This is a genomic window from Deltaproteobacteria bacterium (assembly GCA_009692615.1).
Classification (GTDB): domain Bacteria; phylum Desulfobacterota; class Binatia; order UBA9968; family UBA9968; genus DP-20.
On record SHYW01000078.1, the window covers coordinates 1 to 25,111 of the forward strand.

Below are 25,111 nucleotides of genomic sequence, written 5' to 3' on the forward strand. Positions count from 1 at the left end.
GCTTGCTCTGCTTTTTCTTTCTCGCCCACGCCAAACTCGCAAACGTTGTCTGCTCCCCCACGCTCTTTCCTCCCGCCTCACCTTGTCGGTCTTTCTGCTCTTCGTTATTAGACGACTTGCTAGATGACTTGTTCAGAGATTCCTTAAAGGATTACCCAAAGTACGAGACGATCTGGAAAGAAACTTTCGGGCTACGTTAGTCGTGACCTTCGGAAAGCCGAACGGGCGACTCGTGGTAACGTATCGTTGGTTCCAATAGCCAGAGTTTACGTTCATAAAGGAGATATCTAAATGGCGCGTGTTTCATATAACTGGGACAAGGAAGTTGATGTCGTTGTTGTAGGTTACGGCTTTGCTGGTGGGGTGTCTGCAATTACTGCACACGATAGCGGAGCTAAGGTTCTGATACTGGAGAAGATGCCTCATCCCGGAGGAATATCAATCCTTTCGGGTGGTGGAGTGGCAGTTGCTCGGAATGCTGAATCGTCTTTCAGATATCTAAAGAGGACATGCAACAATACTACTCCGGATGAAGTTCTCTGGCCGTTGGCCGAAGGAATGGTCGAAATCAGTGATTGGATTAAAGAGCTTGCCAAGGTGAGTGGGACCGAACCGATCGGCGGGTTACGCACTCATGGTACGTATCCATTTCCGGGAAGGGAATCTATAGGCTCAATTAAACTCAAGGATTTTGATGCCTACTCTTCTTTACCATGGGCGAAGGGTATGAGAGGAGGCGCGCGACTTTTCAAGATTGTCATGGACAATGTCGAACTGCGAAAAATAGATGTCATGTTGTCGACGCCAGCGAACCGACTCATTACGAATGCAGACAGCGAAATTATAGGGCTCACATCAGAACGCGAGGGGAATGAAATCGCTATAAAAGCAAATAAAGCGGTAATCCTTGCGTGCGGCGGTTTCGAAAATAACGAGGAAATGAAGCTGCAATACTTCGAGGCTCAACCGGTTTATCCCGTCTACTTAGGCAATACGGGGGACGGAATCTTAATGGCACAAAAGGTGGGGGCTGCGTTATGGCACATGTGGCATTTTCACGGCAGCTATGGTTTTAAGTATCCAGAATTTCCATTCGCTATACGGCACGAATGGGGGGGCCCTAGGCAGGACGATCGAAAGATGATCTGGATTGCCGTGGATCGTTACGGAAAACGCTTCATGAATGAATATCCCCCTGCGGCTCACGATACCGGGCATCGAGCATTAGGATATTATGATGCCGATATTCAGGATTTTCCTCGAATTCCTTGCTTCCTCATTTTTGACGACGAGGCAAGAAAACTAGGGCCTTTAGCGAGGGTAATCGTTAATGACGAAAGGTTTCATTATTCGTGGAGCGAAGATAACCTTGCGGAGGTTGAAAAGGGTTGGATTCTGAAAGGGGATAACCTTGAGGAAATTGCCAGTAACATCAAAGTAAATGCTCAGGTTCTAAAATCCACGGTGGAGCACTGGAATAGCCAATGCGCGCGCGGCGAAGATGAGGACTTAGGCCGCCCGCCTAAAACTATGATGCCCATCCTGAAAGCGCCTTTTTATGCCATGGAGGCTTGGCCCATAGTGTCCAATACACAAGGTGGAGCCGTTCACGATCGAAATCAAAGGGTTCTTGATTCAATGGGCAAGCCGATCCCTCATCTGTACGTAGCGGGAGAAATCAGCTCGGTTTTCGGGCACTTATATTTGGAAGCAGGAAATATCACAGAGTGCTTTGTTGGAGGTAGGATCGCAGGCAGGAACGCTGCCGCTGAACCAGAACTTGGTTAATTGAGCGAAGTGATAGTGATAGGAATTTCGTCTTTTAGGCTTCGTCGCTTCGCTCCGCTGAGTTGGGTGGTCCCCTTCTTTGAAATCGGGTGGGTCCCTTCAGGCGACAGGGTCAGACTTTTACAGAATTGTGGTCAGACATAACAATGATTACAATCTTGGCAAGGGTTCTCGGTTTTTGCTAATTATCCAATCAGATAAGTTTTCTGCTCGTTACATACGCTCACGCGCTAGCGCCTCTTTCCGTCACCGAAAAGTTCTCCGACCAATTTTCGCACCGGCTCGATGTCTTCGTATTTCGCCACACTCGTCAGCATGTACTTGCCGCCCTCTTTGGGTACCTGTAACTCCAGGAATTCGAGCATGTGAAGCAACACGACGGTGTCAGACTTGCCTAACTCTACTAACTCGTCAGACCTTTCTGCAACGCACGGCTCACATTCGACGGGTGGCATCCGAGGAAACTTGCCAACTCGGAGGCGAGATAACCTTCCTCCAACACCGCTTGGCAAATGAACCGGTCCCGCGCTTCCACCATTTTCGCAGTTCGCCCTTTGCGTTTGAGGCTCTGCGGATCGAGCCGCGCCCCGCTCGCTATTTTCTGGAGTAGATTCCCCAACGACACGCGGCGCGACACCGGCGGCGCCGTTTTCTCCTTGACCATCTTTCTAACGAACCGCTCCGATCCTAAAAAAGGCGCGTGATCGCCGGGATGCCATTCCGCCCGATACCTTTCCTTGACTCCCTCCCGTATAAACCCTTCGTATCGACCCGCCGTGCGAAGCTCTTCCATCACCGGCCCAGGATCGATCAGTCCTCGCTTATCTTTTCCTAAGTATTCCCCGTGACCGCTCCACCGCCACTCCCCGGGCCGTTTGACCATTTTCGCTCGCACCGGATTGAGATGAATGTAGCGCACCAACTCCAACAAGTAGCTATCGCGGTCGCACACGATCGCTTTGTAGCGCCCTTGAAACAGATGCCCCCGGTGGCGGTGCGTTCGGTTAAACCGCCGCGAGTATCCGGTAAGCAGCGATTGCAGCACACGCGCCGTCGAAGCTTGCTGCACTTCCAAGAGCAGATGGAAATGATTGGACATCAAAACGTAGGCGTAGAGGTAAAACGGATAACGCTTTCGCGTCACCGCCAAACCGTCGAGAAACGCTTCGTAGTCGCGGTCGTTAAGAAACACCTTGCGCCCGTCGTTGCCGCGGGCCATCACATGATAGAGCAATCCTTCCGCATGGACTCGGGGATGTCGAGGCATGAAGCGCAAATATCAAAGTTAGTAGACTTAGGCAAGTCTGACACGAAATCCGAAATACGATTTCTCCGTAGGATCGCTTCAACTTGGGAATGTCGAGATCCTTTTGGCTCCTGGGGCACGGTCCAGCAAGCCGTCCGTATGTTGCGGTTACCGTAAACAGGTCTCGCGTGCGTGCTGTGTTTATGGCACCAGCACGCTCTTCAGCTTCGCCACCATCTGCGCGTCGAGTTTGAACAGCCCGGAGACGATACCGTCGATTACTTCGCCGCCCACCGGCGTGACGGCTAGGTTGGCTTTGTTCATCTCGGCGAGAAAGTCGGGATCTTTTAGTGTGTCGAGAAAGCTTTTGCGCAGCGTCCGGACGATTTCTTTGTGGGTTGCCGGCGGCAAGAAGTAGAGGTACTGCAAGATCGCCACGTCTTGCACCGCGTACTTTAGTATTTGTTTGGCTTCGTCGGTTTTCACGAAGTCGATGGCCAAGGGCACGTTGGGAAGTTCCGGGTGCCGTTTCGGCGCTACCTGAAGCACGACCGAGACGTCGCCCGAATCGATCGATTTCCGCCATAAAAGTTTTATCCCTTCCCAGGCGGCGCAAAAGCCGGCGAGCTCGCCGCCATCGGCGGCCAAGCGAACGTCGGCAGCGCCTTTGTAACCGTCGATGACTCGGACGGGTAAGTTTGGCAGCGCGGCTTTCACAGTCCGCGCGATGTCGGAAGGGCCGGTTCCCGGCCCGATACCGCCCAGCTTCACCGGCTCCTTGGCGGCGAACCAGCGCTCCATGTTGGTGACGCCACTCGCCTTGGTCAACGCGCACACTGGATGGAACTCGGTGGGCACGCCGATGTATTCGAATTTTCGGCTATCAAATTCTATCCCTCTGGCGCCCAAAATTTGCTGTTGAATGAAACTCCCTTGGTTGTTGCCGATGGTCAGTCCGTCGGGCTTGGCGCGTTGGAACATGAAGTTGGCCTGGATGAAGCCACCGGCGCCGGTCATGTTTTCAACGATGATCGAGGGATTTCCCGGCACATGTTTGCCGAAGTGGCGGGCGATAACTCGGGTGTAGGCATCGAACGTGCCGCCCGGACTGAAGGCGACGATGAAGCGGATCGACTTGCCTTTGTAAAAATCTTGTGCGGACGAGTATGCGGGGAACGACAGGCCGAGCATGCTGACGGCGGTAAACCACAGGGTAAAACCTGTACGTGCCATATTCATCAATGCCTCCTCCTCAAGCCTCTGGCAATTTCACCCGCTGATGTAGCGCACCAGCTGTTCGATGATGAACTGCTGGTCGGAGATGATCGATTTGACCAGATCGCCGATGGAGATGATGCCGATAACTTTTTCTTCTTCGATGACCGGAAGATGGCGGGTGCGTTTTTCGGTCATCAACGCCATGCATTCTTCGATCGGTTGGTCTAGGTGAGTGTAGACCACGTGGCTGGACATGATTTCCTTGACTAACGTGGTGGGGGAGGCGCGGCCATGGAGAAAAACTTTGCGGGCATAGTCGCGTTCGGTAATAATGCCGACAAATCTCGCGCCGTCCATGACCATAAAGGGCGCCAACTTCTTTTTCGGCCATGCGCTGCAACGCTTCCAATACCGTCGCTTCAGCGTCGACGCACCAGACGTCAGTTCCTTTAACCTTTAGAATGTCCCGCACTGCCTTCATGGGAGGCCTCCTTTCAGTGCAAACATGGATCGCTGGAACTTATACAACTAAACAGTTCAAGAATGAAACAGGAAACCGTCGACCGAAAGGCGGCGACGAAAACTCCAGAAACGAAGTCGAAATCCGCATGACGCTACTTTTGCTCGTCTTCGTAGAGCGTTCTCCACGAGGCATTGGCCGCAAACGAGCCGACTCGCAGCAGAGTCCCGTAGGTCGGGTTAGCGTAGCGTAACCCGACGCCCGCCTGACATGGTCGAACTCCAACGGTCCGCGTGGCGAATTTGCCGAAAAAAAATTCTGACTTCACGGAGCGGCTGAAAGCGCTCCGTCGTCATCATCGTGAATAATATTCTGCTACACGGAACAATGTACTGAGAGGTGGCTGCGTGGTTTTTGGAGCCGTTGGGTTACGCTCCGCTAACTCGACCTACAAACTTAACCACGAAAAACACGAACCACACGAAAAGGGTTTCCGTACTTTCGTGCCTTTCGTGTATTTCGTGGTTGCATCTTTCTTTCCGTGGCGCGGCCGGATGGACAAGCGCCCCTAATCGGCGATAATATGCTCTTCAATTGGAAAGTTATGGGGCAGGAAGAATACCAAGAACTCTCCTCGTTCCTGAGGCGCTTCATTCGACGCTTCAAGTTTGTGCAAGGCGTCGAGGGACTCTGCTTGACGGCGATCTGCGCTGTGCTGCTGTTCGGCGCCGGCCCGGCGATTTTCTACCTCAAGAGTTACGTCCCCTACGCCCCGCTCGCCTACAGCATCGTCACCGGGTTGGTGCTGGTCGCAGCGATCGGTTGGACGATCTCTCGTTTTCTCGGCCGGCTCTCGCAAGAGCGCGCCGCGCTTTACATCGAGCAAAAGCAGCCCAAGCTGCGTAACAACCTGATCAACTCGCTGCAGCTCTATCCGCAGATCGTCGAAGCCAAAAGCACGCCGGGATTTTCCACCACCATGGTGATGGCACTGCTGCGTTCGACCAGAAAACAGATCGCCGCGCTGAAAGTCGACGACCTGCTCGACACTCGGCGCATGCAATCGAGTCTGCGGCTGTTGGGATTTTTAATCGCGCCGGTGGCCGCCATGGTGTTGTTCAATCCGGCGTGGGTCGGCGGGACGATAAGCATGCTCACCCATCCCCTCGATCATCTGCCGCCGACCGTAACGACGCTTGAAGTGGAGCCGAAAGGCCTACGCGTCGTGCGCGGCACGCCGGTGACGATTCAAGCGGTCACAGGGGGAGCAATCCCGACTGCTCTGGAACTTATGACTTGGCAAGGCGCGAATGATCGCGGCGAGCTCATCGGCATGGAAAAAAGTGCCATGGAAAATCTCGGCGCTGGCAAGTTCAGCGCGAAAATCTCCCGCCTCGACAAGACGGTAAACTATCGGGTCGCTAGTGCTGGCATGACTTCGCCGACCTATCGCGCCGAAGCGATCGATGCGCCGGAAATCGCCAACGTCCAACTGATTCTCTATCCGCCGGCCTACACCGGCCTCGGTTCGATCACCGTCCCCGAAGGCGGCATCGAAGGGCTCAAGGGTTCGACGGTGCGCCTCGACGCGGTGGCGACCAAAGATATTGTCAAAGCGGAAATCCTGATGGACGACGGCAAGCGCGTGCCGCTCAAGGTCGAAGGGCGCAAGCTGCAAGCCAATCTAGTTTTGTTTCAATCGCAATCCTATCGAATTCTCGTCGAAGACCAGTTTGGCTTTCGCAACACGCCGATCAGCTACGAGCTGCGCGTCAAACCGGACGGCTTTCCGACCGTCGATCTGCTCCAGCCGACGGAAGATTTGGAAATCAGCGGCGACGAGATTTTGACTCTCGATTACAGCGCGCGTGACGATTTCGGCATCGCCGAGGTGAATTTAATCGCCCGCACCGGCGAGCGCGAAGATAAAATCCGCCTGCAAAAAGAGGAGAACAAACGGCTGATCCTGCGCGATCAATATAAATGGAATCTCGGCAAGCTCGGTCTGCGCGACGGCGAGGACGCGATTTTTTTCCTGCAAGTTTTCGACAACGACACCATCTCCGGGCCGAAGCTCGGCACCTCGCGCTCGGTGCGCTTGAAACTCAAAAATCTCAAAGGTGAGCACCGCCTGCTCGCCGAAATGGTCAAAGATTTAAATAGCCGCATGGTCGACTTGCTCGGCGATCACCTGGAGACGCCGCAGCCCAATGACAAACCGACCGCGGAATCGAAAGACATGCAGCAACGCTTTGAGCAGAATCTAACCGAAGCGCTCAAGCGCACCGAAGAAGTCATGCGCCGCACCGAGAAAGACCGCATGTCGGACTTCGCGACCTGGAGCGATCTTGAAGCGCTCAAGCGCAATTTGGAATTCACCAAAGACAATCTGTTAAAAAAACAGGAGCAGGCGACCAATAACGACGACAAGCTCAAAGCCCGCGACGAAATTTCCGCCGAGCTGGAGCGCATGTCGATGTTGTCCGAAGACATCGGCAATCGCATGAAGGCCCAGGATCTCGCCGCCAGCGCCCAGGACTTGGCGCGCAGCCAAGAGCGATTGATGGAATCGCTGGACAAACTCCAGAGCGGCGACAAAAATCTCGACGCGATCATGAAACAGATCGCCGAGATGGCCAAAGCACTCGCGGCATTGCAGCAGGCGATGTCGCAGCTGGCCCAGCAGATGCCCGACGAGTTCATGAACGCCGAGCAGATGCAGGGGCTGGGCATGGATCAAATGTTCAAGGCCTTGGACGAGATTCGCAAAAAGCTTCAAGCGGGCGACATCGAAGGCGCCCGCCAACTGGCGCGCGAGCTGTTCAATCAAATGGCGCAGATGCTCGCCGCCATGCAGAACATGCAGCGCTCACAGATGGCTTCGGGCATGGGCCGGATGCAGGGCGAAATGCAGCGCCAGGACAACGAGCTGCAAGAGATCGCCCGCGAGCAGCAAGAGATTTTGGTCGATACGGAAAGTCTCAACAGCGCCGCGCTGACCCAACGCGACGGCGCGCTCAAGAACAAGCTCGACCGCTTTCTGGAAAAATCCATCGCCGAGTTGGGCAAACTCACCGACGCGTTTCCCGACCGCGAGGGGCCGGACGATCCCAATCTGTTGACCAACCTCGACGACGCGACCATGAACTCGCTGTTGAAAAATTTAATCGCCAAGCTGAGCCAGAAAGATTTTCCCGGTTACGGCGAGGGCGACGGCTACGCGCGCAAGGAACTCGGCAAGAAGCGCACCTCGGCCCAAGAATCGCGCGCCCAACGGGCGGAGAAAAGTCTCAACGACATCAAGTCCGAACTCGACGCCCTGCTCAACGAGCCGGCCCAAGCGTTGAGCGACGCCGACAAACGCAAACTGCGCGATCTCGCTCAGCGCCAAGACGCGGTCAAAGAACGCACCGATACGTTACATGAAAAGTTGGAATCGCTGTTTCAACTTTTTCCTCAGCTCGATCCGAAAATCGTCCAGGGCATCGGCGAAGCCGGCCAAGCCATGGGCAACGCCCAGGAGCGTTTGAGCCAACTCGACTCGCGCGGCGCGGTGCCGCCGGAACGGACCGCGTTGGAACGGTTGTCCCAAGCCCAGCAGCAAATGCAGTCGTCGATGCAGCAGATGGCCCAGCGCGGCCAGCTCGGCAACATGCCGATGACGCGACTGTTCCGCCAGGGACGCTTCCTGCCCGACGGTTCGCTGATGCCGGCGCTGCCGGGCATGCCGCAGTTTCCGGAGTTCGATATTCAGCAGGGCTTCACCGGTCTCGATACGGAGAAGTTCCGCTTGCCGGGCAAAGAAGAGTACAAAGCGCCGCGCAATTTCCGCGAAGAGATCCTCGACTCCCTCAAGCAAGGCGTGCCGCCCCAGATGAAAGAGCAGATCGAGCGCTATTTCAAAAATCTTTCCGAGTGATCGCCGCTTGAAGTATCGATCCGTCTCTTTGCTACTGGCATTTTTTCTCCTAGCGGCGCCGTTATTTGGCGCCGAAATCGCGCGCGAGTTCAAAACCGGCGAAGATTTTCTCGAAGCCTGGCGCATCGCCGACGCCGAGGCGATCGCCGCCAAAGCGCTCAAGGCCGATGCCAAATCGGCGGCGGCGCTGGAATTCGACGGCCGCATCAAGTTTTATCAAGGCCGCTACCAAGAAGGTTTGGCCGCCATCGAGCGCGCCCTGGCCGTCGATTCCAAAGATCCCCGGCGCCAGGCGATGAAGCTCTTGAGCCAGCTCACTGTCGACGTGCACAAATCGTTCAAACGCAACGAGAGCGCTCACTTTATTTTATTCGCCGACGACAAGCGTGACGGCATTTTGATTCCCCACGCCCTCGACGCTTTGGAAAAAAGCTACGAAGCGATCGGCACCGAGCTCGGCTACTATCCCAAAGAAAAAGTCCGCGTCGAGATCGCCCCGGACGCGACCAGCTTTAATGCAATCTCGACATTGTCGCTGCGCGACATCGAAGAGACCGGTGCCGTCGGCATCTGCAAGTTCAATAAGCTGATGATCATCTCGCCCAGAGCGTTGAGCTTCGGTTACCGCTGGGTCGATTCCCTGAGCCACGAATATCTGCACTACGCCATCGTCGGCCTAACCAATAATCAAGCGCCTATCTGGTTGCACGAAGGCATGGCGCGCTTTTACGAAACCCGCTGGCGCAAGCCGGCGGCGGGCGCCGGCATCCACGAAGATTATCTCACACCGGCAAATCAGACTTTGCTGGTGCAAGCGTTGGAGAAAAATCTCTTCGTCGGTTTTAAAAATATGGAACCGTCGCTGATTCGCTTGGACACTCCCGAGCAAGTGCAGTTGGCCTATGCCGAAGCCGCCTCGGCCGTCGATTTTATCACCCAGAGCAAAGGCAAGAGCGGCATGCGCGAATTATTAGCGGCGCTCAACGACAAGCCGACGCCGGAGGCGATCGAGAAAGTCTACGGATTGACGTTCGACGCCTTCGAGAGCAAATGGAAAAGTTTTCTCAAAGCCAAGGGGCTAAAACCCATCGAAGGCAGCCGGGTACGCCGCTTGAAGGTAAAAAAAGACCAAAAGGAAGACGACGACATCGTCGCCCTCGGCGAAATTCAGTCGGTGATCGCGCGCAACCGCGCCCGCTTAGCCGATCAGCTGCTCGCCAAGGGGCGCGCCGTTGCGGCGCTCAGCGAATACCAGCGCGCCCTACAGGCGAGCCCGCAGTCGCCGGTGATCTTGAGCAAGCTCGGCCGCTTGATGATCGAACAAAGCCGGCCCGAGGAAGCGCTGCCGTTGCTAAAAAAATCCTTGGACATCGAACCGGACGGCGCCAACACATTCGTGCAGCTCGGCCGCGCCTATCATGCGACCAAGAATTATCAGGAAGCGCGCGCAGCGTTGGAAGAAGCGCTGCAGATCAATCCGTTTCATCCGCTGCTCTATCGCCTGCTGATCGAATCCTACGCCGCCCTCGGCGAGCATGAGAAAGCGCGCCAGGCCAAAACGGCATTGGAGAAACTCGCCGGCGGCAATTGAAGCTGAATCGGTACTTGCGGGTTTACTGTGAAGAAATTTGCACCACGGAGGACACGAAGAGTTCGGATAATTTATTCTCCGAACTTCGTGCTCTCCGTGTCCTCCGTGGTAAATAAATGTATTTAGCACGACACTATAACCACACGAAGGCCGAACGAAGCAATATTAGCGCAAGTAAAGGGAGACCCATGGACGCACCGAAGATTCAGCAACACGAGATCGCCGAAATCGAAGAGTTCGCGGCTAAGCGCGACACCATGCTCGCCGAGGTGCGCAAGGTCATCGTCGGCCAAGACCGGGTCATCGAAGAAGTCTTGATCGCGCTGTTCGCGCGCGGCCACTGTCTGTTGGTCGGCGTGCCGGGCTTGGCAAAAACTTTATTGATCAGCACGCTGTCGGAAATATTGGAATTGAATTTCAACCGCATCCAGTTCACTCCCGACCTCATGCCGTCGGATATCACCGGCACCGATATTCTTCAGGAAGACCCGTCCACCGGGCGGCGCAATTTTCAATTTCTCAAAGGGCCGATCTTCACCAACATTTTGCTCGCCGACGAGATCAACCGCACGCCGCCGAAAACCCAAGCGGCGCTGCTGCAGTCCATGCAAGAGTATAAAGTCACCGCCGGCGGCACTACGTATCCGCTGGCGCTGCCGTTTTTCGTTCTAGCGACGCAAAATCCGATCGAACAGGAAGGCACCTACCCGCTGCCCGAAGCCCAGCTCGACCGCTTCATGTTGAATATTGAAATCCGCTATCCCGATTTCGACGACGAAGTGCAGATCGTCATGCAGACCACCTCCAACGAAAAACCGGCGCCGCAAAAAGTCATGGACGGCGCGGCGATCCTACGTTACCAAGAACTGGTGCGCAAAGTGCCGGTGTCGCCCTTCGTGATTTCCTACGCCGTCGCGCTAGCGCAAAACAGCCGGCCGCAAAACAGCGCGGCTTCGCAGTACGTGAAAGACTACGTCGAGTGGGGCGCCGGGCCGCGCGCGTCGCAATATTTAATTCTCGGCGCCAAATCGCGGACGATCTTGCAAGGCCGCTACGCGGTGTCGATAGAAGACATCCAAGCGCTGGCGCCTTCGGTGCTGCGCCACCGCGTCGTGCCCAACTTCAAAGCCCAAGGCGAAGGCATCAGCTCGCTCGATATTATCAATCGCCTGCTCACCGACGTGAAACCCTCAACTGACGGCAAGGCGGCGGCGCGCTAACGCGCGCATTCCGAATTCCAAATTACAGATTCCAAATTTTCCGGAATTCTGAATTTGGAATATGGAATCTGTAATCTAGAATTATCATGGCTGCTGCCGATAAAAATTACTTCGACCCCAAAGTCCTCGCCGGCATCGCCAATCTCGGCCTGCGCGCGCGCTGGGTGGTCGAGGGACTGATGTCCGGAGTGCACAAGAGCCGGGCCAAAGGTTTTAGCGTCGAGTTCGAAGAGCACCGCGAGTATTCGCCGGGCGATGAGATTCGCCGCATCGACTGGAAGGCGCTGGGAAAATTCGACCGCTATTATATCAAGGAATACGAAGACGAAACCAACCTGCGCGCCTATCTGCTGCTCGACGCCAGCGCGTCGATGAACTACGCCTCGGACGGCATGACCAAATTCGACTACGGCTGCACGCTGACGGCCTCGTTAGCTTACTTAATTTTGAAGCAGCAGGACGCCGCCGGCTTGATCACTTTTTCCAATCGCATCGAATCTTTTATCCCGCCGCGCGCCAAGCGCGATTATCTGTTACAGATTCTCCATGCCCTGGAAAAGCGCGGCCCGGCCGGCGAAACCAACGTCGGCAAGATCCTCGAAGATCTCGCCGGCCAGATTCGCCGGCGCGGCTTGGTCGTCCTGGTTTCCGATCTGCTCGACGAGCCGGAGCAGATACTCAAGGGGCTGCGCCAGTTCCGCTTTAAAGGAAATGACGTCATCGTCTTTCATCTGTTGGATCCCGCCGAGATCGATCTGCCCTTCGACGGTAATATTCTGTTTGAAGATTTGGAAGTGGCGAATTTGCAAGTAATCGCCGACCCACGCGCCATCCGCGCGACCTACCAGCAAGTGGTGCAAGAATTCATCGCCGACATGCGCAAACAATGTCACGCCGACTCGATCGACTACCAACTCATTTCAACCGCAACGCCGCTCGACCAAGCGATGGCGAGCTACCTGAGCTGGAGAGGCTGAGTCGGCGATGTCGGTCTTTTTTCTCTATCCGCTGTTTTTATTCGGTCTGGCCGCCGCCACCCTGCCGGTTTTGATTCATCTCCTCAACCGGCGCCGGCTCAAGCGCATTCAGTTTCCCGCCGTGCGTTTCATTTTGTTATCGCAAAAACGCATCTCGCGCAGCTATCGCTTGCGCCATTGGCTGCTGTTGGCGTTGCGAACGCTTGCCGTAATCTGTCTGGCGCTCTTGCTCGCCAATCCGATTTTTCAATCCGGCGCCGGCCTGTTCGCCGGCAGCGGCCCGGTGACGCTGGTGCTCGTGCTGGATAATTCCTTAAGCATGACTTGGGCCGGCGACGGCAACGGTTTCAAACAAGCCAAGGAAGCCGCGCGGCTGCTGATCAGTGGACTCAACGACAGCGACCGCGCCGCATTGATTCCGACCAACAGCGAACGCCAAGAAGTATTCCGCCTCAAAAGCCAAAAAGACGTGCTGCTCAAGGAGCTGGAAAACATTCAGATCGCCGACGGCACGGCAAATCTCTCGGCAGCCTTGAGCGAAGCTTACGAACTGTTGAATCAGCCGGCGGGGCAAAAGGAGATTCGCTTCATCACCGACATGGGGCTCACCGGCTGGGATCGATTTAGCGTCGCGACGTTGAAACAATTCGATCCATCGATCGCGCTTAAACTGATCCACATCGGCAGAAAGCAGCAACCGCTCAACGGTAGCGTCAAAGAAATCCGCTTGGCGAGCCAAGGCGTCGGCGTCAACCTGCCGATTCAAATCGAAGCAGTGGTGGCGAACTTCGGTGACAATCCGATCAAAGATCTACTCGTCCAGTTGAGCATCGACGGCCAGAACAAAGAACAAAAGCTCGCCAGTATCGCGGCCAAAGGCGAAGTCACCGTCAGCTTTCAAACCCGCATCGGCCAGGCCGGCGCGCACAGCGGCCAGGTGACGCTGAAGAAGGAAGGCCTCGCCGGCAGCCCAGCGGCAAACTTCACGCTGGAAGCGCAAGACAAACTCAAAATTCTCGTGGTCGACGGCGATCCGCAAACTTCGTTAACCGCCAGCGAAAGTTTTTTTATCATCCGCGCGCTCAACCCGGCAGGCGAACGCGACTCATCGCTGTTTTTACCGACGGTCATCGTCACCGACGGCTTGAACAGCGTTAACTTGGAGAGCTATCAAGTCGTCATGCTGTGCAACGTCGCCACGCTAACCGACGGGTTCGTCGCCAAGTTGCAAAACTACTTGCGCCAAGGCGGCGGCCTGCTGGTCTTCACCGGCGACAAGCTTCAGCCTGAGAGCTTCAACCAAAAGCTCGCGTCGATCTTGCCCGCAACCTTGCGCGACAAAAAACCCGGCGCCGAAGCGAACGGCGAAAAAATCGACAAGATCGATTTAACCCATCCGGCGTTGCAATTTTTTTCCGACACGATCCTCCAAGAGTCGATCAAGTCGGCGCGGGTCTGGAGTTACTACCGTAGCGGTGGCAAACCGTTGATCGCCCTGGCCAACGGCGACCCGCTGTTGCTCGAACAAAAAATCGGCGCCGGCAAAGTCATGCTGCTCACCACCAGCGCCGACCGCGATTGGAGCGATCTGCCGGTCAAGACCGTCTATCTGCCGCTGATGCAGTCGCTGACCCAATATCTCGCCGGCGGCAAACGCGGTAGCTTGGACGGCGGCATCGCCGTCGGCGCGGTGAAAGAATTATCGCTGCCGCCCAGCGCCGTCGGCAAAACTCTGCGTGTCACCAAACCGGACAAACGCAACGCCGACATCGCCATCACCGGCGCCAAAGAGCGCGCCGTCGCCAGCGTCGAAGACAACGACCGCGCCGGCATCTATCGTTTGTCATTACCGGCCGGCGCCGAGAAAGACGGCGCGCCGCAACTCTACGCCGTCAACGCGCCGTTTCTGGAATCGAGATTGGAAGAGATCAGTGCCGCCGAGCTGCAAGCCAAACTCAAACCGATCCGCGCCGACGTGATCGCCGTCGAAGCGCTCAAAGCCGGCGGCCAGCGTGTCGACCTCGCGCTTCCCTTGCTAGCCCTGCTCATTGTAACGTTATTGATAGAAGGATGGTTGGGACAACGATTTTAACGATCATGAAAACTGTAAAACTATAGACGCCGACCCGAGACCGAATTTTGAATTTGTAATTTTGAATATTGAATATTGAATTCCAATGCACCGCCGCAGATTCGTCCAACTGATAGCGCAAACAGCCTTCGGCAGCACGCTTCTGCCAAAGCTAACCTTTGCCAATCATCCCAACGAAAAACGCCCGCTCCAGTTCGTCTTCGCGCAAATCAAGTATCGCGGCGGCGATTGGAATCCGCATCCGCTTTCAGTGACGCCGCTGATGGAAGAGCTGATGGCGCGCACCAGCGTCGAAGCGGCCACGGTGCGCCATGAAGTTACATTGACCGATAAAGATTTATTCAACTATCCGTTTCTCTACTTGGCCGGCAAATACGAGTTCGATCCGTTCAGCGCCGATGAGATCGACAACCTGCGCCGGTTTTTGTCCTACGGCGGCTTCATGCTCATCGACGACGCGCTCGGCCAACCCGGCTACGGCTTCGACAAAGCGGTGCGCCGGGAACTGCAAAAAATATTTCCTACTAACGAATTAAAACGTATTCCCAGCGGCCACGCGGCGCTGCGCAGCTACTATCTTTTACGCCGCATCGGCGGCGTGCGCATCGCCAGTCCGAATCTGGAAGGCATCGCCATCGGCAACTCGACGCCGGTGATTTACTGTCAGAACGACTTGAGCGGCGCCTGGGAGCGCGACCAGCTCGGCAAGTGGACCAACGCCTGCGCCCCCGGCGGCGAGGCTCAACGCAAGGATGCCTTTCATCTTGGAATTAACATCATTCTCTACGCCATGACCGAAAACTATAAAGACGACCTGATTCATGTGCCCTTCATCCGCAAGCGGCTGACGCGCTAAGCATGCAAGAACTTTTTCTCATCGGCACCCTGCCCGGCTGGCTGGTCGGCGCGATCAATGTCGTCACCGTCGCGCTGCTGGTGCAGCAATTTCTCGGACTGAAAAAACGGCTGGCCCTCGGCCAGAGTACATTTCTTACTTTGCTGCGCGCGCTGGTTTACGCCGGCTTGATTTTTTTCCTGCTCGGCCCGGCGTTGGTCGACAAACGCGTCAGCAAATTGCGCCGGCCGCTGACCTTGTTGATCGACAGTTCCCAGAGCATGAGCTTTTCCGCCGGCGGAAAATCCCCGGATAAGAACGCCAAGTCCCGCCTCGACTTGACGCGAGACAAACTCGAAACGCCGATCGCCAACAACGAGACGCTGCTCCAGAAAATGAATCGCGACTTCGATCTGCGCGTGATTCGCTTCGGCACCGGCTTGGAGCCCATCGCGCCGGGCAGCTTGGCGAAATTGACAGCGCAGGATCCCGGCACGCGGCTGCTCGAACTATTGCAGAGCGCCGCCAAAGACAGTGCGGCGCAGAGTGGGATTGTCGTTTTCTCCGACGGCATTACCAACGGCGATAGAAAATCCCTCGACGGCGCGCCGCCCTGGCCGGTGCCGGTGTTCACCGTCGGCGTCGGCGACGCGGAAAACTTTATCGACGTGCGCATCGCTAAACTGGGCGCGCCGGAGTTCGCCTTTCGCGGACGCGAATTCAAGATCGATCTGACCGTCGCCGCCTCGGGCATGAAGGGCAAATCGGTGCCGCTGTTTTTCAACCGCGGCAAGAATCTCGTCACCACGCGCAACATCGCCATCGACGCCGACCCCTTCGAGCAAAAGATCACGCTCAGTTTCACGCCCAAGGATTTGGGCACCCATGGTTTTTCCGTTAGCATTCCGGCCCAGCCCGGCGAACAGATCGCCCAGAACAATCAGAAGGAATTTAAAGTCGATGTCCAGCGCGACAAGATTCGCGTCCTGACGCTTTCCGGTTCGCCGGCGTGGAATTATCGTTTTCTGCGCATGGCGCTCAAACAAGACCCGCTGATCGAACTGGTCTCCTTCGTTTTCCTACGTACGCCCACCGACACGGTCGACGTGCCCGAGAGCCAGTTGAGCCTGATCCCTTTTCCCATCGACGATATTTTTCTCGAAGAGTTAAAAAACTTCGACGTGATTTTTTTCGACGACTTTTCCCATCGCGCCTATTTCAATCCCGTCTATCTAGAACGGGTGCGCGACTTCGTCCGCGACGGCGGCGGCTTGGCGATGTTCGGCGGTAGCCGGTCTTTCGACAGCGGCGGTTACGGCGACAGCGCGCTACGCGAAGTCTTGCCAGTGGAACTGGACGGCAAAGGCAACTACCAATCCGGCGGCGCGATCGACGCGTTGCTAACCACAGCCGGCAAGGGTCACCCGATCACCCGGCTTGTGCCCGATCCAAAAGCCAACGAAGAGGCTTGGAAGCAACTGCCGCCGCTCACCGGCTTGAATCAAGTGCGCGGCGTGCGCGGCGAAACTCTCCTGACCACCGGCAGCGAAGGAACACCGCTGTTGGCCGTCAGCCGCTACGGTAAAGGACGCACGCTGGCGTTGATGAGCGACGATGCCTGGCGGTGGAATTTCATCGCCGTGGGAAATAAAGAGACGCCGCAAAATCATTTAAAGCTCATGCGCCAGGCGGTGCGTTGGCTGGCCCAAGAACCTTCCTTCGAACAAGTGCGACTTCATCCGGTGGCCTCGGCGCAGCCCGGCGAAAAAGTCGCGATCAAACTCAAAGTCTTAAAAGACGACTTCACGCCGACGCGCCAAGCTTCCGTGCAACTGCGGGTGATCAACGCAGAGGGCGAACCGACACTGGTCGCCGCCAGCGCCGACGGCGAAGAAGGCGAATACAGCGGCGAGTTCATTCCGACCAAGGAAGGCACTTACCGCATCGAAGCCGAAGCAAATTTAGCGGGAAAAACCTTGGGCAAAGACAAAACCAGTTTCACCGCGGCGTTCACTTACGGTGAAACCGACGATGGCCGGCCGCGCTTCGACCTGCTCAAGCAAATCGCCGAGAGCAGCAAGGGCGAATATTTTTCGATCGACGATTGGAATCAAAAGACCCTGGACAAAATCGCCGCCAAACTGGAAGCCGTGGCACCGTCCCAAATCATCGAACAGCGCCAAACCCGCCTGTGGAGCAACCTCTGGCCCTTCGGAATTATCCTCGTGTTGCTAAGCGTCGAATGGTGGATGCGCCGAAAATGGGGATTAATTTAAAAATATCTGTAGGGGCGGACCTACGTGTCCGCCCTCCGAACGGGCGATCACACAGGATCGCCCCTACACAAAAATCCCGGACCGACAAACAATGATTCGAATCCAAAGCCGAATCACAATCGTGATCGCGCTGCTGCTATCGCCAACGCGCGTTCTAGCCTTTTGCCACGAACTCGACGTCGTCCAAGGAAAAGTATTTCACGCCGCCGCCAGCGCCGCCCCCGCGGTAACCATCGAATGGCTCGGCCACTCGACGTTTCAGATCACCTCCTCCAAAGGCACCCGCGTGCTCACCGATCCCCACGGCGCGTTCGACTTACCGCGGCCGACGCTGCCGCAACATATCGTCACCACCAGCCACCAGCACGGCCCGCACAACAGCGTCCACATGGCGCCCGGCACGCCGGTGATTTTGCATGGGCTGAGCCCGGTGGGCGAGGAGTGGCAGAAAATCTCCACGACGATCCGCGACGTATCGGTTTACGTCGTGCCGGCGTTTCACGACAAGAGCCGCGGTATGCAGCGCGGCAAGAACGCCATCTTTGTCTTCCGCATCGACGACATCTGCATCGCCCATCTGGGCGACTTGGGCCATGTGCTCACGCCCGAGCAGCTCACCATGATGGGCACGATCGACATCCTGCTCATGCCCATCGCCGGCGGTTACTTCACCGTCACGCCCACCGAAGCGCGCGAAGTCACCAAGCAAGTCAATCCGAAAATTTCCATCCCGATGCACTTCTGGTGGGAGCAAGCCGTGCAGGAATACACTCAAGGTCTGCCGCGGGTAAAAATGATGAACACGCCGGTGTTGAAAATTTCCAAAGCCGAATTGCCGCAGCCGACGGATATTGTCGTGTTGCCTTGGGGGCAACGGTAGGAGTCGCGCGCACATCGGCAACATTCAATTCACATTTCGAGCACTCGCTTTAGTTTTTCCAAAAGTTCCCTCTGTTTCTTCACTTCCAGCCTTTGAATGTTCGTCAATTTCCACTGGAGCGCGGGCAATTTTTCGACACCCGCGATCCCGATCGATTGCCATTTCGGTTCTCCGGCTTTCAGGGAAACGAGAAACTCTCTTTCATCGTTGGTCAGTTGTTCTCGCAGCGTCTCGACGAGCCTATCTCTTGCGGCGATCAGGTCTTCATAGGCCACTGGGTCGAGGGTCATGCCGGTGAACTCGTTGTCGTAAATGCGCCGGACATTCTTCAGCGAAGGATTGAGCAGTTCGTGCATCGGCCGATCGTGGCTGGCGAGGTATACCACAAAGGCTTTGCGAATCTCGTCGGTGATGCCTTCGTTTTGAAAAAGTAACAGGACATCGAACAAATCGCGCGGATGCTGACGGTCCAGCGCGGCACAGAACTTTCCTCCGTACAAGTCGGCCAGGGAAAGTGTCCGCGCCGTCACCGAAAGTTCAAACATATTCTCGGCGCGCGGCGTCAATTCACGTTCTTCGGCGGGAAAAACAGCGCCGCGAATAACTTCGTTGGCTTCAATCTTTGTTCGCGTCGGCCCCACCGACACGGTAAGCCTCGTGATACGGTCAGGATTCCGTACGCGGGTTTCCTGCACCCGCGCGCCGGCGATGGTTTTTTTGATTTCGTTGGAGATACGCGCGAGAGCTTCACTGATCTTTGGCAGAACGATATCACGCGGTTCGTCGACGGGGAGATAAGTTAGGTCGATATCCACCGATAAGCGCGGCAGGTTACGTACGAACAGATTGATCGCCGTTCCGCCTTTCACCGCAAAACAATTTTCGGCGGCGACGTGCGGGATAGTTTTGACCATCAGCACGGCTTGTTTGAAGTACGGGCTATCCTTCAAGCTCGCGCTCCCGACGCGGTGCGAGCGGTTTCTGTATTCGGAACCGTGATTTTGTATTTGGCATGGAAACGCCCTCCTTTGACCAGCGTCCGCTTGCCCTTGCCGAAATCGACCCGTGACAGATTAACTTTTTTTACCCAAGCGTGCCCGCAGTTTTCAGCGAGCAGCATGAATAGCCGCTTCACCTTCACCGAGGCACATTTTTCTAACAAGTTCTGCACCACCCGCGGGCGTAGCGTGGTAAGCCCCTCCATTAGTAATCTGGCTTCTTCGTATGAATCGAGTTGTGGAACGCCATGTAACACCTCCATGATTGCGCGCTCCGCTGTGGACATTTTGATCTGATACGGCCCCAGCTCTTTTTCGGTCAGCGCTTGATCCGTTTGGCCAGCGAAAAGATTCGTCGTGGTGTAGCGAACCTTGACACCCCAACGGTGCTGCTTGAACCACGCCGGCAGTTTCACATTAGGAAGCGCGAACAAAGATACCGCTGGAGTTTTTCCCAAGGGTAGAAAATGAGCGTATCCTTGCATCTGAAGCGCGGATTTTGCGCCCACATGGATGGACAGCTTCAAATGCTCCTGGAGCGCATAAAGCCCGCCGGTCCACTCGACCTTGTCGCCCGCTTTGGCATAGGCCCCCTGCCCGACTCGGCGCAACCATGAAGTCTTTTCATATTCATGAACGAGTTGCTGATAAACTCCGCGCTTTTCAAGCCAAGGCGCCACCGCCACGGTACCAGCAGGCCATGCTTGGAGCAGCTGGTTTATTTTGCTACCAGGATAACTAGACATACTTGTTAAATTAGCCGAATTTTAAACCTTAGACAACCAAACGTTTATTCTCTTGCCAATTTCATAAGGATACCTTGTTACTTGAGAATCAAAATACACCGGCAATGCGGGCAACGGGTACGGCTATCTAGCCGTTACGGCTAATCGTGTTGAAATTGCTTCTTCAACCGGATAGGCGATAATGGATCGACGGCTAGAGGGAGAGTGATTCATGAAAGCAGTTCGCATCCACAAATACGGCAGCCCGGAAGTTCTATCCTATGAAAATATTCCAGTTCCCGAACCTAAATTAGGCGGCGCGCGCGCCAAGATCGACGCGACGGCTCTTAACTTTATCGACAACCCTCAGCGCACCGCCTCGAAGGCCATCGCTTCCCAGCTATTGATCAACTTCAAGTCGGGGTCCGAATGACGGATGCGGATTTCCACTTCCTGAAAAACCGGATCGGTTTTTTCATTTATTTCATACTGAGAGATCTGTTTGAATCCAGTCAACTCAAGGCTTTTGCGCAAAGTCGGCGGATCGTAGAGAAACTGATGGCCCCATTCGCGCACCTGGCGGTTGAGAATATAAATCCCCGGTATCGGTGTCACTGGCACGCCGCCCATACGGAACTTGGCGTCGATGAAGCGCTGCGCCTCGGCATCGGGAGTGCCGTTCAATAACTGCACGAACTTTGTCAGGTTCGGCGTGACGATACGCAACTTGCCGCCTTTGGCCAACACCCGATAACATTCGCGCAACATTATGATGCCGGCTTCCCATGGCACATGCTCGATGACATGCTCGCTAAAAATATAATGCAACGAGCCATCGGCAAACGGATAACGCGCCGTGGCATCGAGATAGACCTGTTTGTCTTCCGGCTCGATGTCGGTGTTTAGCCAGCCCGCCGGATTGTTGCTGCCGGCGCCAAGCTGTAACTTTCGCACCGAATGGGATTTGAGATATTGTTCGATCGTCCCTGGGTCGCGAAACCGAAAACCCGGCGAGCGCCAGGCTTTTTCGATATAACCCGCGGCGGCAACACCGGTGACGAACGCGATCAGAACCAGTAAAGCGGGTCTTACCCAACTCAATTTTTTAAGACTCATCCATGAATTTTAATCGCATAGCCCTCTAGATGCAAAGTGAACTACATTGCCGTCGTAAAATTCCCGTGGCGCGCTCTAACGTTGTTGACCTTAGCAAGCCAACCCGATAGGCGGTAAAAGATCGAGGGAGGTTCGTTTATGAAAGCAGTTCGCATCCACCAATATGGCGGCCCGGAAGTTTTGACTTACGAAGATATTCCAATTCCCGAACCGAAAGCCGGCGAAGCGCGCGTCAAGATCGACGCGATCGGCCTCAACTTCATCGACATCTACCAGCGCACCGGCCTCTATCCGTTGCAGATGCCATGTGCGTTGGGAATGGAGGGCGCGGGCGTTGTCGACGCCGTCGGCGACGGCGTGAGCGAAGTCAGAGCCGGCGACCGCGTTGCTTACGCGATGATACTTGGTTCGTACGCGGAATACGCGATCGTGCCGGCGGCAAGACTCGCGCCGCTGCCGGTGAACGTCGATATGAAATCGGCGGCCGCGCTCATGCTGCAAGGCATGACGGCGCATTATCTAACGCATTCCACATACCCGTTGAAGAAAGGCGATACCGCGTTAATTCACGCCGCAGCGGGCGGTGTTGGTCTATTGCTAATTCAAATCGCCAAGATGCTCGGCGCGCGTGTCATCGGCACGGTCGGTACTGAAGCGAAAGCGGCACTCGCCAAGCAAGCCGGCGCGGATGACGTGATTCTTTACACGCAGACCGACTTTCTAGTTGAAGTGAAAAAATTAACCGACGGCAAAGGCGTCAATGTCGTCTACGATTCGGTGGGCGCGACGACCTTCGAGAAAAGTCTCGACTGTCTTAGCCCACGCGGCTATCTCGCGCTCTTCGGCCAGTCGAGCGGCCCGGTCGCGCCCTTCGATCCAGGAAAACTTGCGGCCAAGGGCTCGCTGTTTCTTACCCGCCCAAGCTTGGGTCACTACATGCTCGATCGCGCCGAGCTACTGGCGCGCGCCAACGATTTATTTGCCTGGACCGCCGCGGGAAAATTGCAGCTGCGCATCGAAAGCACTTTGGCGCTGCAAGACGCCGCCGAAGCGCAACGATTGCTCGCCGGCCGCAAGACTAGCGGAAAGGTTGTTCTCGTTCCGTAGCCGGCGGATTTTGACCGAAGCGCGGCGGGCGCGGCGCCGGCGGTTGACGGCTCAACTCTTGGAGTTTTTTCTTCTGTTCCGCGGTCAACAGCAAGTTAGCGTTCTCGATGGCGCGCGTGCGCGCGATGCGAATATCAGCGCGCAGTTTTTCCGCTTCGCGCATTTTCGCTTCGAGCTTCGCCATCTCCACCGGCTCGTTCTCCAACGCCGCGGCGATGTCCAACTCGACAATTTTTAGATCGGCGTCGTTGCGGATCGATAGGCGTTGAAAGTCGTCGCGCAGCTGTTCGAGCTTGCGCACTTGCTCGGCGCTCAGGCCGAGCATTTCTTTGTTGGTCAACAGTTGTGAGATCACCGGCCGGTTCTCGCGCGCATCGCGACCATCGAATCGTTCCCATACTCGTCCGCCCCACTCTTGCAGGGCCCGTTGCAAGCGCGCCCAAGCGTCGGACAACTCTTCCGGCACCGCCGCGCGGCCGCGCTCCGCTTCCGCGCTCAGCGCTACGCCGTTAACACTCAGACTCAACAATATTGGAACGACGAGAAAACATTTTCGCATAACGCCTCCGGCATTTGCTAACCGCTAAGCAAATTAAAACTCCGCCAGGTAGCTCTGTCAATCCACGCCATCGGGAGGTAGTGGTTCAGTTTCGCCTAAATATGTAGGGGCGGACCGATGTGTCCGCCCGTTCGGAGGGCCGACACGCAGGTCGGCCCCTACAGTGAGATGCGATGTTAAAAACAAACTGAGTCACAACCCATCGGGACAACAATTTATTCATCGCAAAATGATCCTTGACAAACCAACCGGCGAGTCGTAAACGGAAACTAGATCTACTGAACGCCGCCAGGCGTAGGGGCAAAGTGGATTGCAGGTAAGCAACGCCCCAAGATGAGAAAGGAGGGTTTTGTCATGCAAGACGAGTCGCCACCGGATCATCCAAGCCCGCGGTCAGCGGGCCAGCACTCTACCGAAACTAATTTCGGCCTCACGCTAAGGAGCGATAACCCGTAGGCCTCAAACAAAATGCCTGTAGGCATGCGTCGCTAGACGACGAACGAAGGAAGGCCGCAAACGGCGATACGCTTCGTTAAAGCATCCAAGTGAGTCGGTTTCGAGTCCAGTGCTGCACACCCGCTGTGCGCGGGCAAACATTAAAATTGTTAAAAACAAAGAGGGCATCCTGATTAACGGGATGCCCTCTTTGCATTTTATCGACGAATCAAAATGGCCGCCGCAGATAGCGGAAAACATCGGAAGGGCAACCACAGGGGGTTGCCCCTACAGATCCAAATCCTTCTTGCGTACTTTGCGTTCTTTGCGGTTGAATCTCCGAATCCGAATCCTCTACTCTGTGACCTCCGTGCTCTCTGTGGTTAATTCTCTCATCTGCTTGGTAGCGGCTTCGCGCTACGTGCTCGGCGCTTAATTCTCGTCCCATGATCGTTATTCGCCGAAAATCATGTCCGGCGCGTTGACAAAATCCGTCCGGATATTTTTTACCCCGGGTATTTGTTTGATCTTTTCGACGACGCGGTCTTCCCCGAGCCAAGTCGGCAAGGCGCCGGTTACGTCCACGGTGCCGTCACTCGCCTTGATGTCAAAACTCGACTGCGAGAAATCAGCGGACATCACCAGCGCGGCGTGCACCCGGGTCGCCAAGGAAAAATCCGCGAACACTTGATGCGTCGCTGGGCTGGCTTGATATTCCGGCAAGCGCACCGCTTCGACGATCAGATGCTTGGTGGCGTGCACGCTCATGCGCTCCAAATTAACCACCACGTCGAACCGGCTGCTATCGCGCCAGTCGTGGCCGAACATTGCCTGGAGCCGGCGGCTGCGCGCCTTGTCGATTTCCTCGAGGTAGCGGCGCGCCGCCGCGGGTTTGAGATTTTGCCGCTCACACACCTGCTCGATGCGTGACTCCAACGGCGCCGTCAGCAAGACTTTGAGCACATGATTCATGTTGGGCAGCAGCTCATGGCCGAGATGGCCGTGGTAGACCATGCCGGCCTGCCCTTCGGTATCTATTATTTCGCACAGCGACGCCGTGAGCGCGATGCGGTAGGGCTGCAAGTTTTGCGCAAAGCGCTCCCACCAGGTCGGCCCACGCTCGACGATCTCGTTCAGCTTGGCCTCGGAGATGCCGTATTTGAGACTCGTTTGAATTAGCAGCTCGCGTCCGACGCAGCCGCAACCCAACGACTGCGCCACCGCGTCGGCCAGTTCTTCGCCGCTTCCCGAAGCGCCCTGGTAAATCGTGATGATCGCCATGGTGAATACCCTCCATCGATCCGGTTAATGGTTGCCATGGCGAAATGGATTTTCGCCAATCATCGAACTGCCAACAAAAAATCTGACGGGAAGAAAGTCGCCGCCGAAGCAGGCGCGTGAAGAAGCGAAAATACCATCGAGGGTTGCGGCACCATAAAAACTCCTGTGCGGACGATTCATGGATTCAGCTGGCCCAAAGCTACTCCGGCACAGGGTGCCAGGTCAACTGGGAATTAATCTTTTGTTGTAGCAAAGTGATTATGTCAGGGGTTAACGGCAACGTAATTATGTCAGGGTGGAAGGATGACAACCCTGACAATGAAAGACGAGAAACGACTAGACGTAATTCAACGAGTATATCGCAGCGAGATCACCGTGGTTGAGGCCG

17 protein-coding genes and 1 pseudogene are annotated in these 25,111 nt (G+C 55.8%); 10 read left to right on the forward strand and 8 right to left on the reverse strand.

The features are described from left to right. Nucleotides 1-291 precede the first annotated feature (291 nt). Nucleotides 292-1,788, forward strand: a complete 1,497-nt coding sequence (locus EXR70_17385; GenBank protein MSP40265.1) for an FAD-binding protein — start codon at nucleotides 292-294, stop codon at nucleotides 1,786-1,788. A gap of 403 nt (nucleotides 1,789-2,191) precedes the next feature. On the opposite strand, the gene EXR70_17390 is transcribed toward EXR70_17385, so the two are convergent. The 3 genes and pseudogenes from EXR70_17390 to EXR70_17400 all read right to left on the reverse strand — a co-directional run bounded on the left by EXR70_17390 (nucleotide 2,192) and on the right by EXR70_17400 (nucleotide 4,733). Next, nucleotides 2,192-3,055, reverse strand: a complete 864-nt coding sequence (locus EXR70_17390) for a transposase (GenBank protein MSP40266.1) — start codon at nucleotides 3,053-3,055, stop codon at nucleotides 2,192-2,194. Between the two features lie 180 nt (nucleotides 3,056-3,235). Further along, nucleotides 3,236-4,273 (reverse strand): hypothetical protein, encoded by a 1,038-nt coding sequence (locus EXR70_17395; GenBank protein MSP40267.1) that lies wholly within the window; start codon nucleotides 4,271-4,273, stop codon nucleotides 3,236-3,238. A 30-nt stretch (nucleotides 4,274-4,303) separates the two neighbouring features. Then, nucleotides 4,304-4,733: pseudogene (locus EXR70_17400) on the reverse strand (CBS domain-containing protein). A 562-nt stretch (nucleotides 4,734-5,295) separates the two neighbouring features. On the opposite strand from EXR70_17400, the gene EXR70_17405 reads away from it, so the two are divergent. The 8 genes from EXR70_17405 (at nucleotide 5,296) to EXR70_17440 (ending at nucleotide 18,502) form a co-directional block, all read left to right on the forward strand. Further along, entirely contained in the window at nucleotides 5,296-8,631 is a 3,336-nt protein-coding gene (locus EXR70_17405; protein MSP40268.1) for a DUF4175 family protein, read from the forward strand. A 7-nt stretch (nucleotides 8,632-8,638) separates the two neighbouring features. Next, nucleotides 8,639-10,222, forward strand: a complete 1,584-nt coding sequence (locus tag EXR70_17410) for a tetratricopeptide repeat protein (protein MSP40269.1) — start codon at nucleotides 8,639-8,641, stop codon at nucleotides 10,220-10,222. Nucleotides 10,223-10,410: 188 nt separating this feature from the next. Next, nucleotides 10,411-11,442 carry a MoxR family ATPase gene (locus EXR70_17415; protein MSP40270.1) on the forward strand — a complete coding sequence of 344 codons (1,032 nt, stop codon included), beginning with the start codon at nucleotides 10,411-10,413 and terminating at the stop codon, nucleotides 11,440-11,442. 86 nt (nucleotides 11,443-11,528) lie between these two features. Beyond that, complete coding sequence (locus EXR70_17420; protein MSP40271.1) at nucleotides 11,529-12,419, forward strand: DUF58 domain-containing protein; 891 nt, start codon at nucleotides 11,529-11,531, stop codon at nucleotides 12,417-12,419. A 7-nt stretch (nucleotides 12,420-12,426) separates the two neighbouring features. After that, nucleotides 12,427-14,511: a VWA domain-containing protein gene (locus tag EXR70_17425; protein MSP40272.1), complete on the forward strand. Its 2,085-nt coding sequence runs from the start codon at nucleotides 12,427-12,429 to the stop codon at nucleotides 14,509-14,511. 85 nt (nucleotides 14,512-14,596) lie between these two features. Further along, nucleotides 14,597-15,367: a DUF4159 domain-containing protein gene (locus EXR70_17430; protein ID MSP40273.1), complete on the forward strand. Its 771-nt coding sequence runs from the start codon at nucleotides 14,597-14,599 to the stop codon at nucleotides 15,365-15,367. A 2-nt stretch (nucleotides 15,368-15,369) separates the two neighbouring features. Further along, on the forward strand, nucleotides 15,370-17,622 hold the full coding sequence (locus EXR70_17435) for a hypothetical protein (protein MSP40274.1): 2,253 nt from the start codon (nucleotides 15,370-15,372) through the stop codon (nucleotides 17,620-17,622). A 91-nt stretch (nucleotides 17,623-17,713) separates the two neighbouring features. Beyond that, complete coding sequence (locus EXR70_17440) at nucleotides 17,714-18,502, forward strand: hypothetical protein (GenBank protein ID MSP40275.1); 789 nt, start codon at nucleotides 17,714-17,716, stop codon at nucleotides 18,500-18,502. Between the two features lie 29 nt (nucleotides 18,503-18,531). On the opposite strand, the gene EXR70_17445 is transcribed toward EXR70_17440, so the two are convergent. From EXR70_17445 to EXR70_17455, 3 genes are all read right to left on the reverse strand, one after another. After that, nucleotides 18,532-19,452, reverse strand: coding sequence for a nucleotidyl transferase AbiEii/AbiGii toxin family protein (locus EXR70_17445; protein ID MSP40276.1), 921 nt, complete (start codon nucleotides 19,450-19,452; stop codon nucleotides 18,532-18,534). Continuing rightward, a complete protein-coding gene (locus EXR70_17450) occupies nucleotides 19,449-20,246 on the reverse strand; it encodes a hypothetical protein (GenBank protein ID MSP40277.1) in 798 nt (265 codons plus the stop codon). Before EXR70_17450 ends, EXR70_17445 begins: the two co-directional genes overlap by 4 nt. 345 nt (nucleotides 20,247-20,591) lie before the next feature. Beyond that, nucleotides 20,592-21,341 carry a methyltransferase domain-containing protein gene (locus EXR70_17455; protein MSP40278.1) on the reverse strand — a complete coding sequence of 250 codons (750 nt, stop codon included), beginning with the start codon at nucleotides 21,339-21,341 and terminating at the stop codon, nucleotides 20,592-20,594. 138 nt (nucleotides 21,342-21,479) lie between these two features. Between EXR70_17455 and EXR70_17460 the strand changes: the two genes are divergently transcribed. Further along, nucleotides 21,480-22,448, forward strand: a complete 969-nt coding sequence (locus tag EXR70_17460; GenBank protein MSP40279.1) for a quinone oxidoreductase — start codon at nucleotides 21,480-21,482, stop codon at nucleotides 22,446-22,448. Here EXR70_17460 and EXR70_17465 read toward each other — a convergent pair. After that, a complete protein-coding gene (locus EXR70_17465) occupies nucleotides 22,420-23,007 on the reverse strand; it encodes a hypothetical protein (protein MSP40280.1) in 588 nt (195 codons plus the stop codon). The genes EXR70_17460 and EXR70_17465 overlap by 29 nt on opposite strands. 888 nt (nucleotides 23,008-23,895) lie before the next feature. Continuing rightward, nucleotides 23,896-24,723 carry a BON domain-containing protein gene (locus tag EXR70_17470; protein MSP40281.1) on the reverse strand — a complete coding sequence of 276 codons (828 nt, stop codon included), beginning with the start codon at nucleotides 24,721-24,723 and terminating at the stop codon, nucleotides 23,896-23,898. Nucleotides 24,724-25,111: the final 388 nt, after the last annotated feature.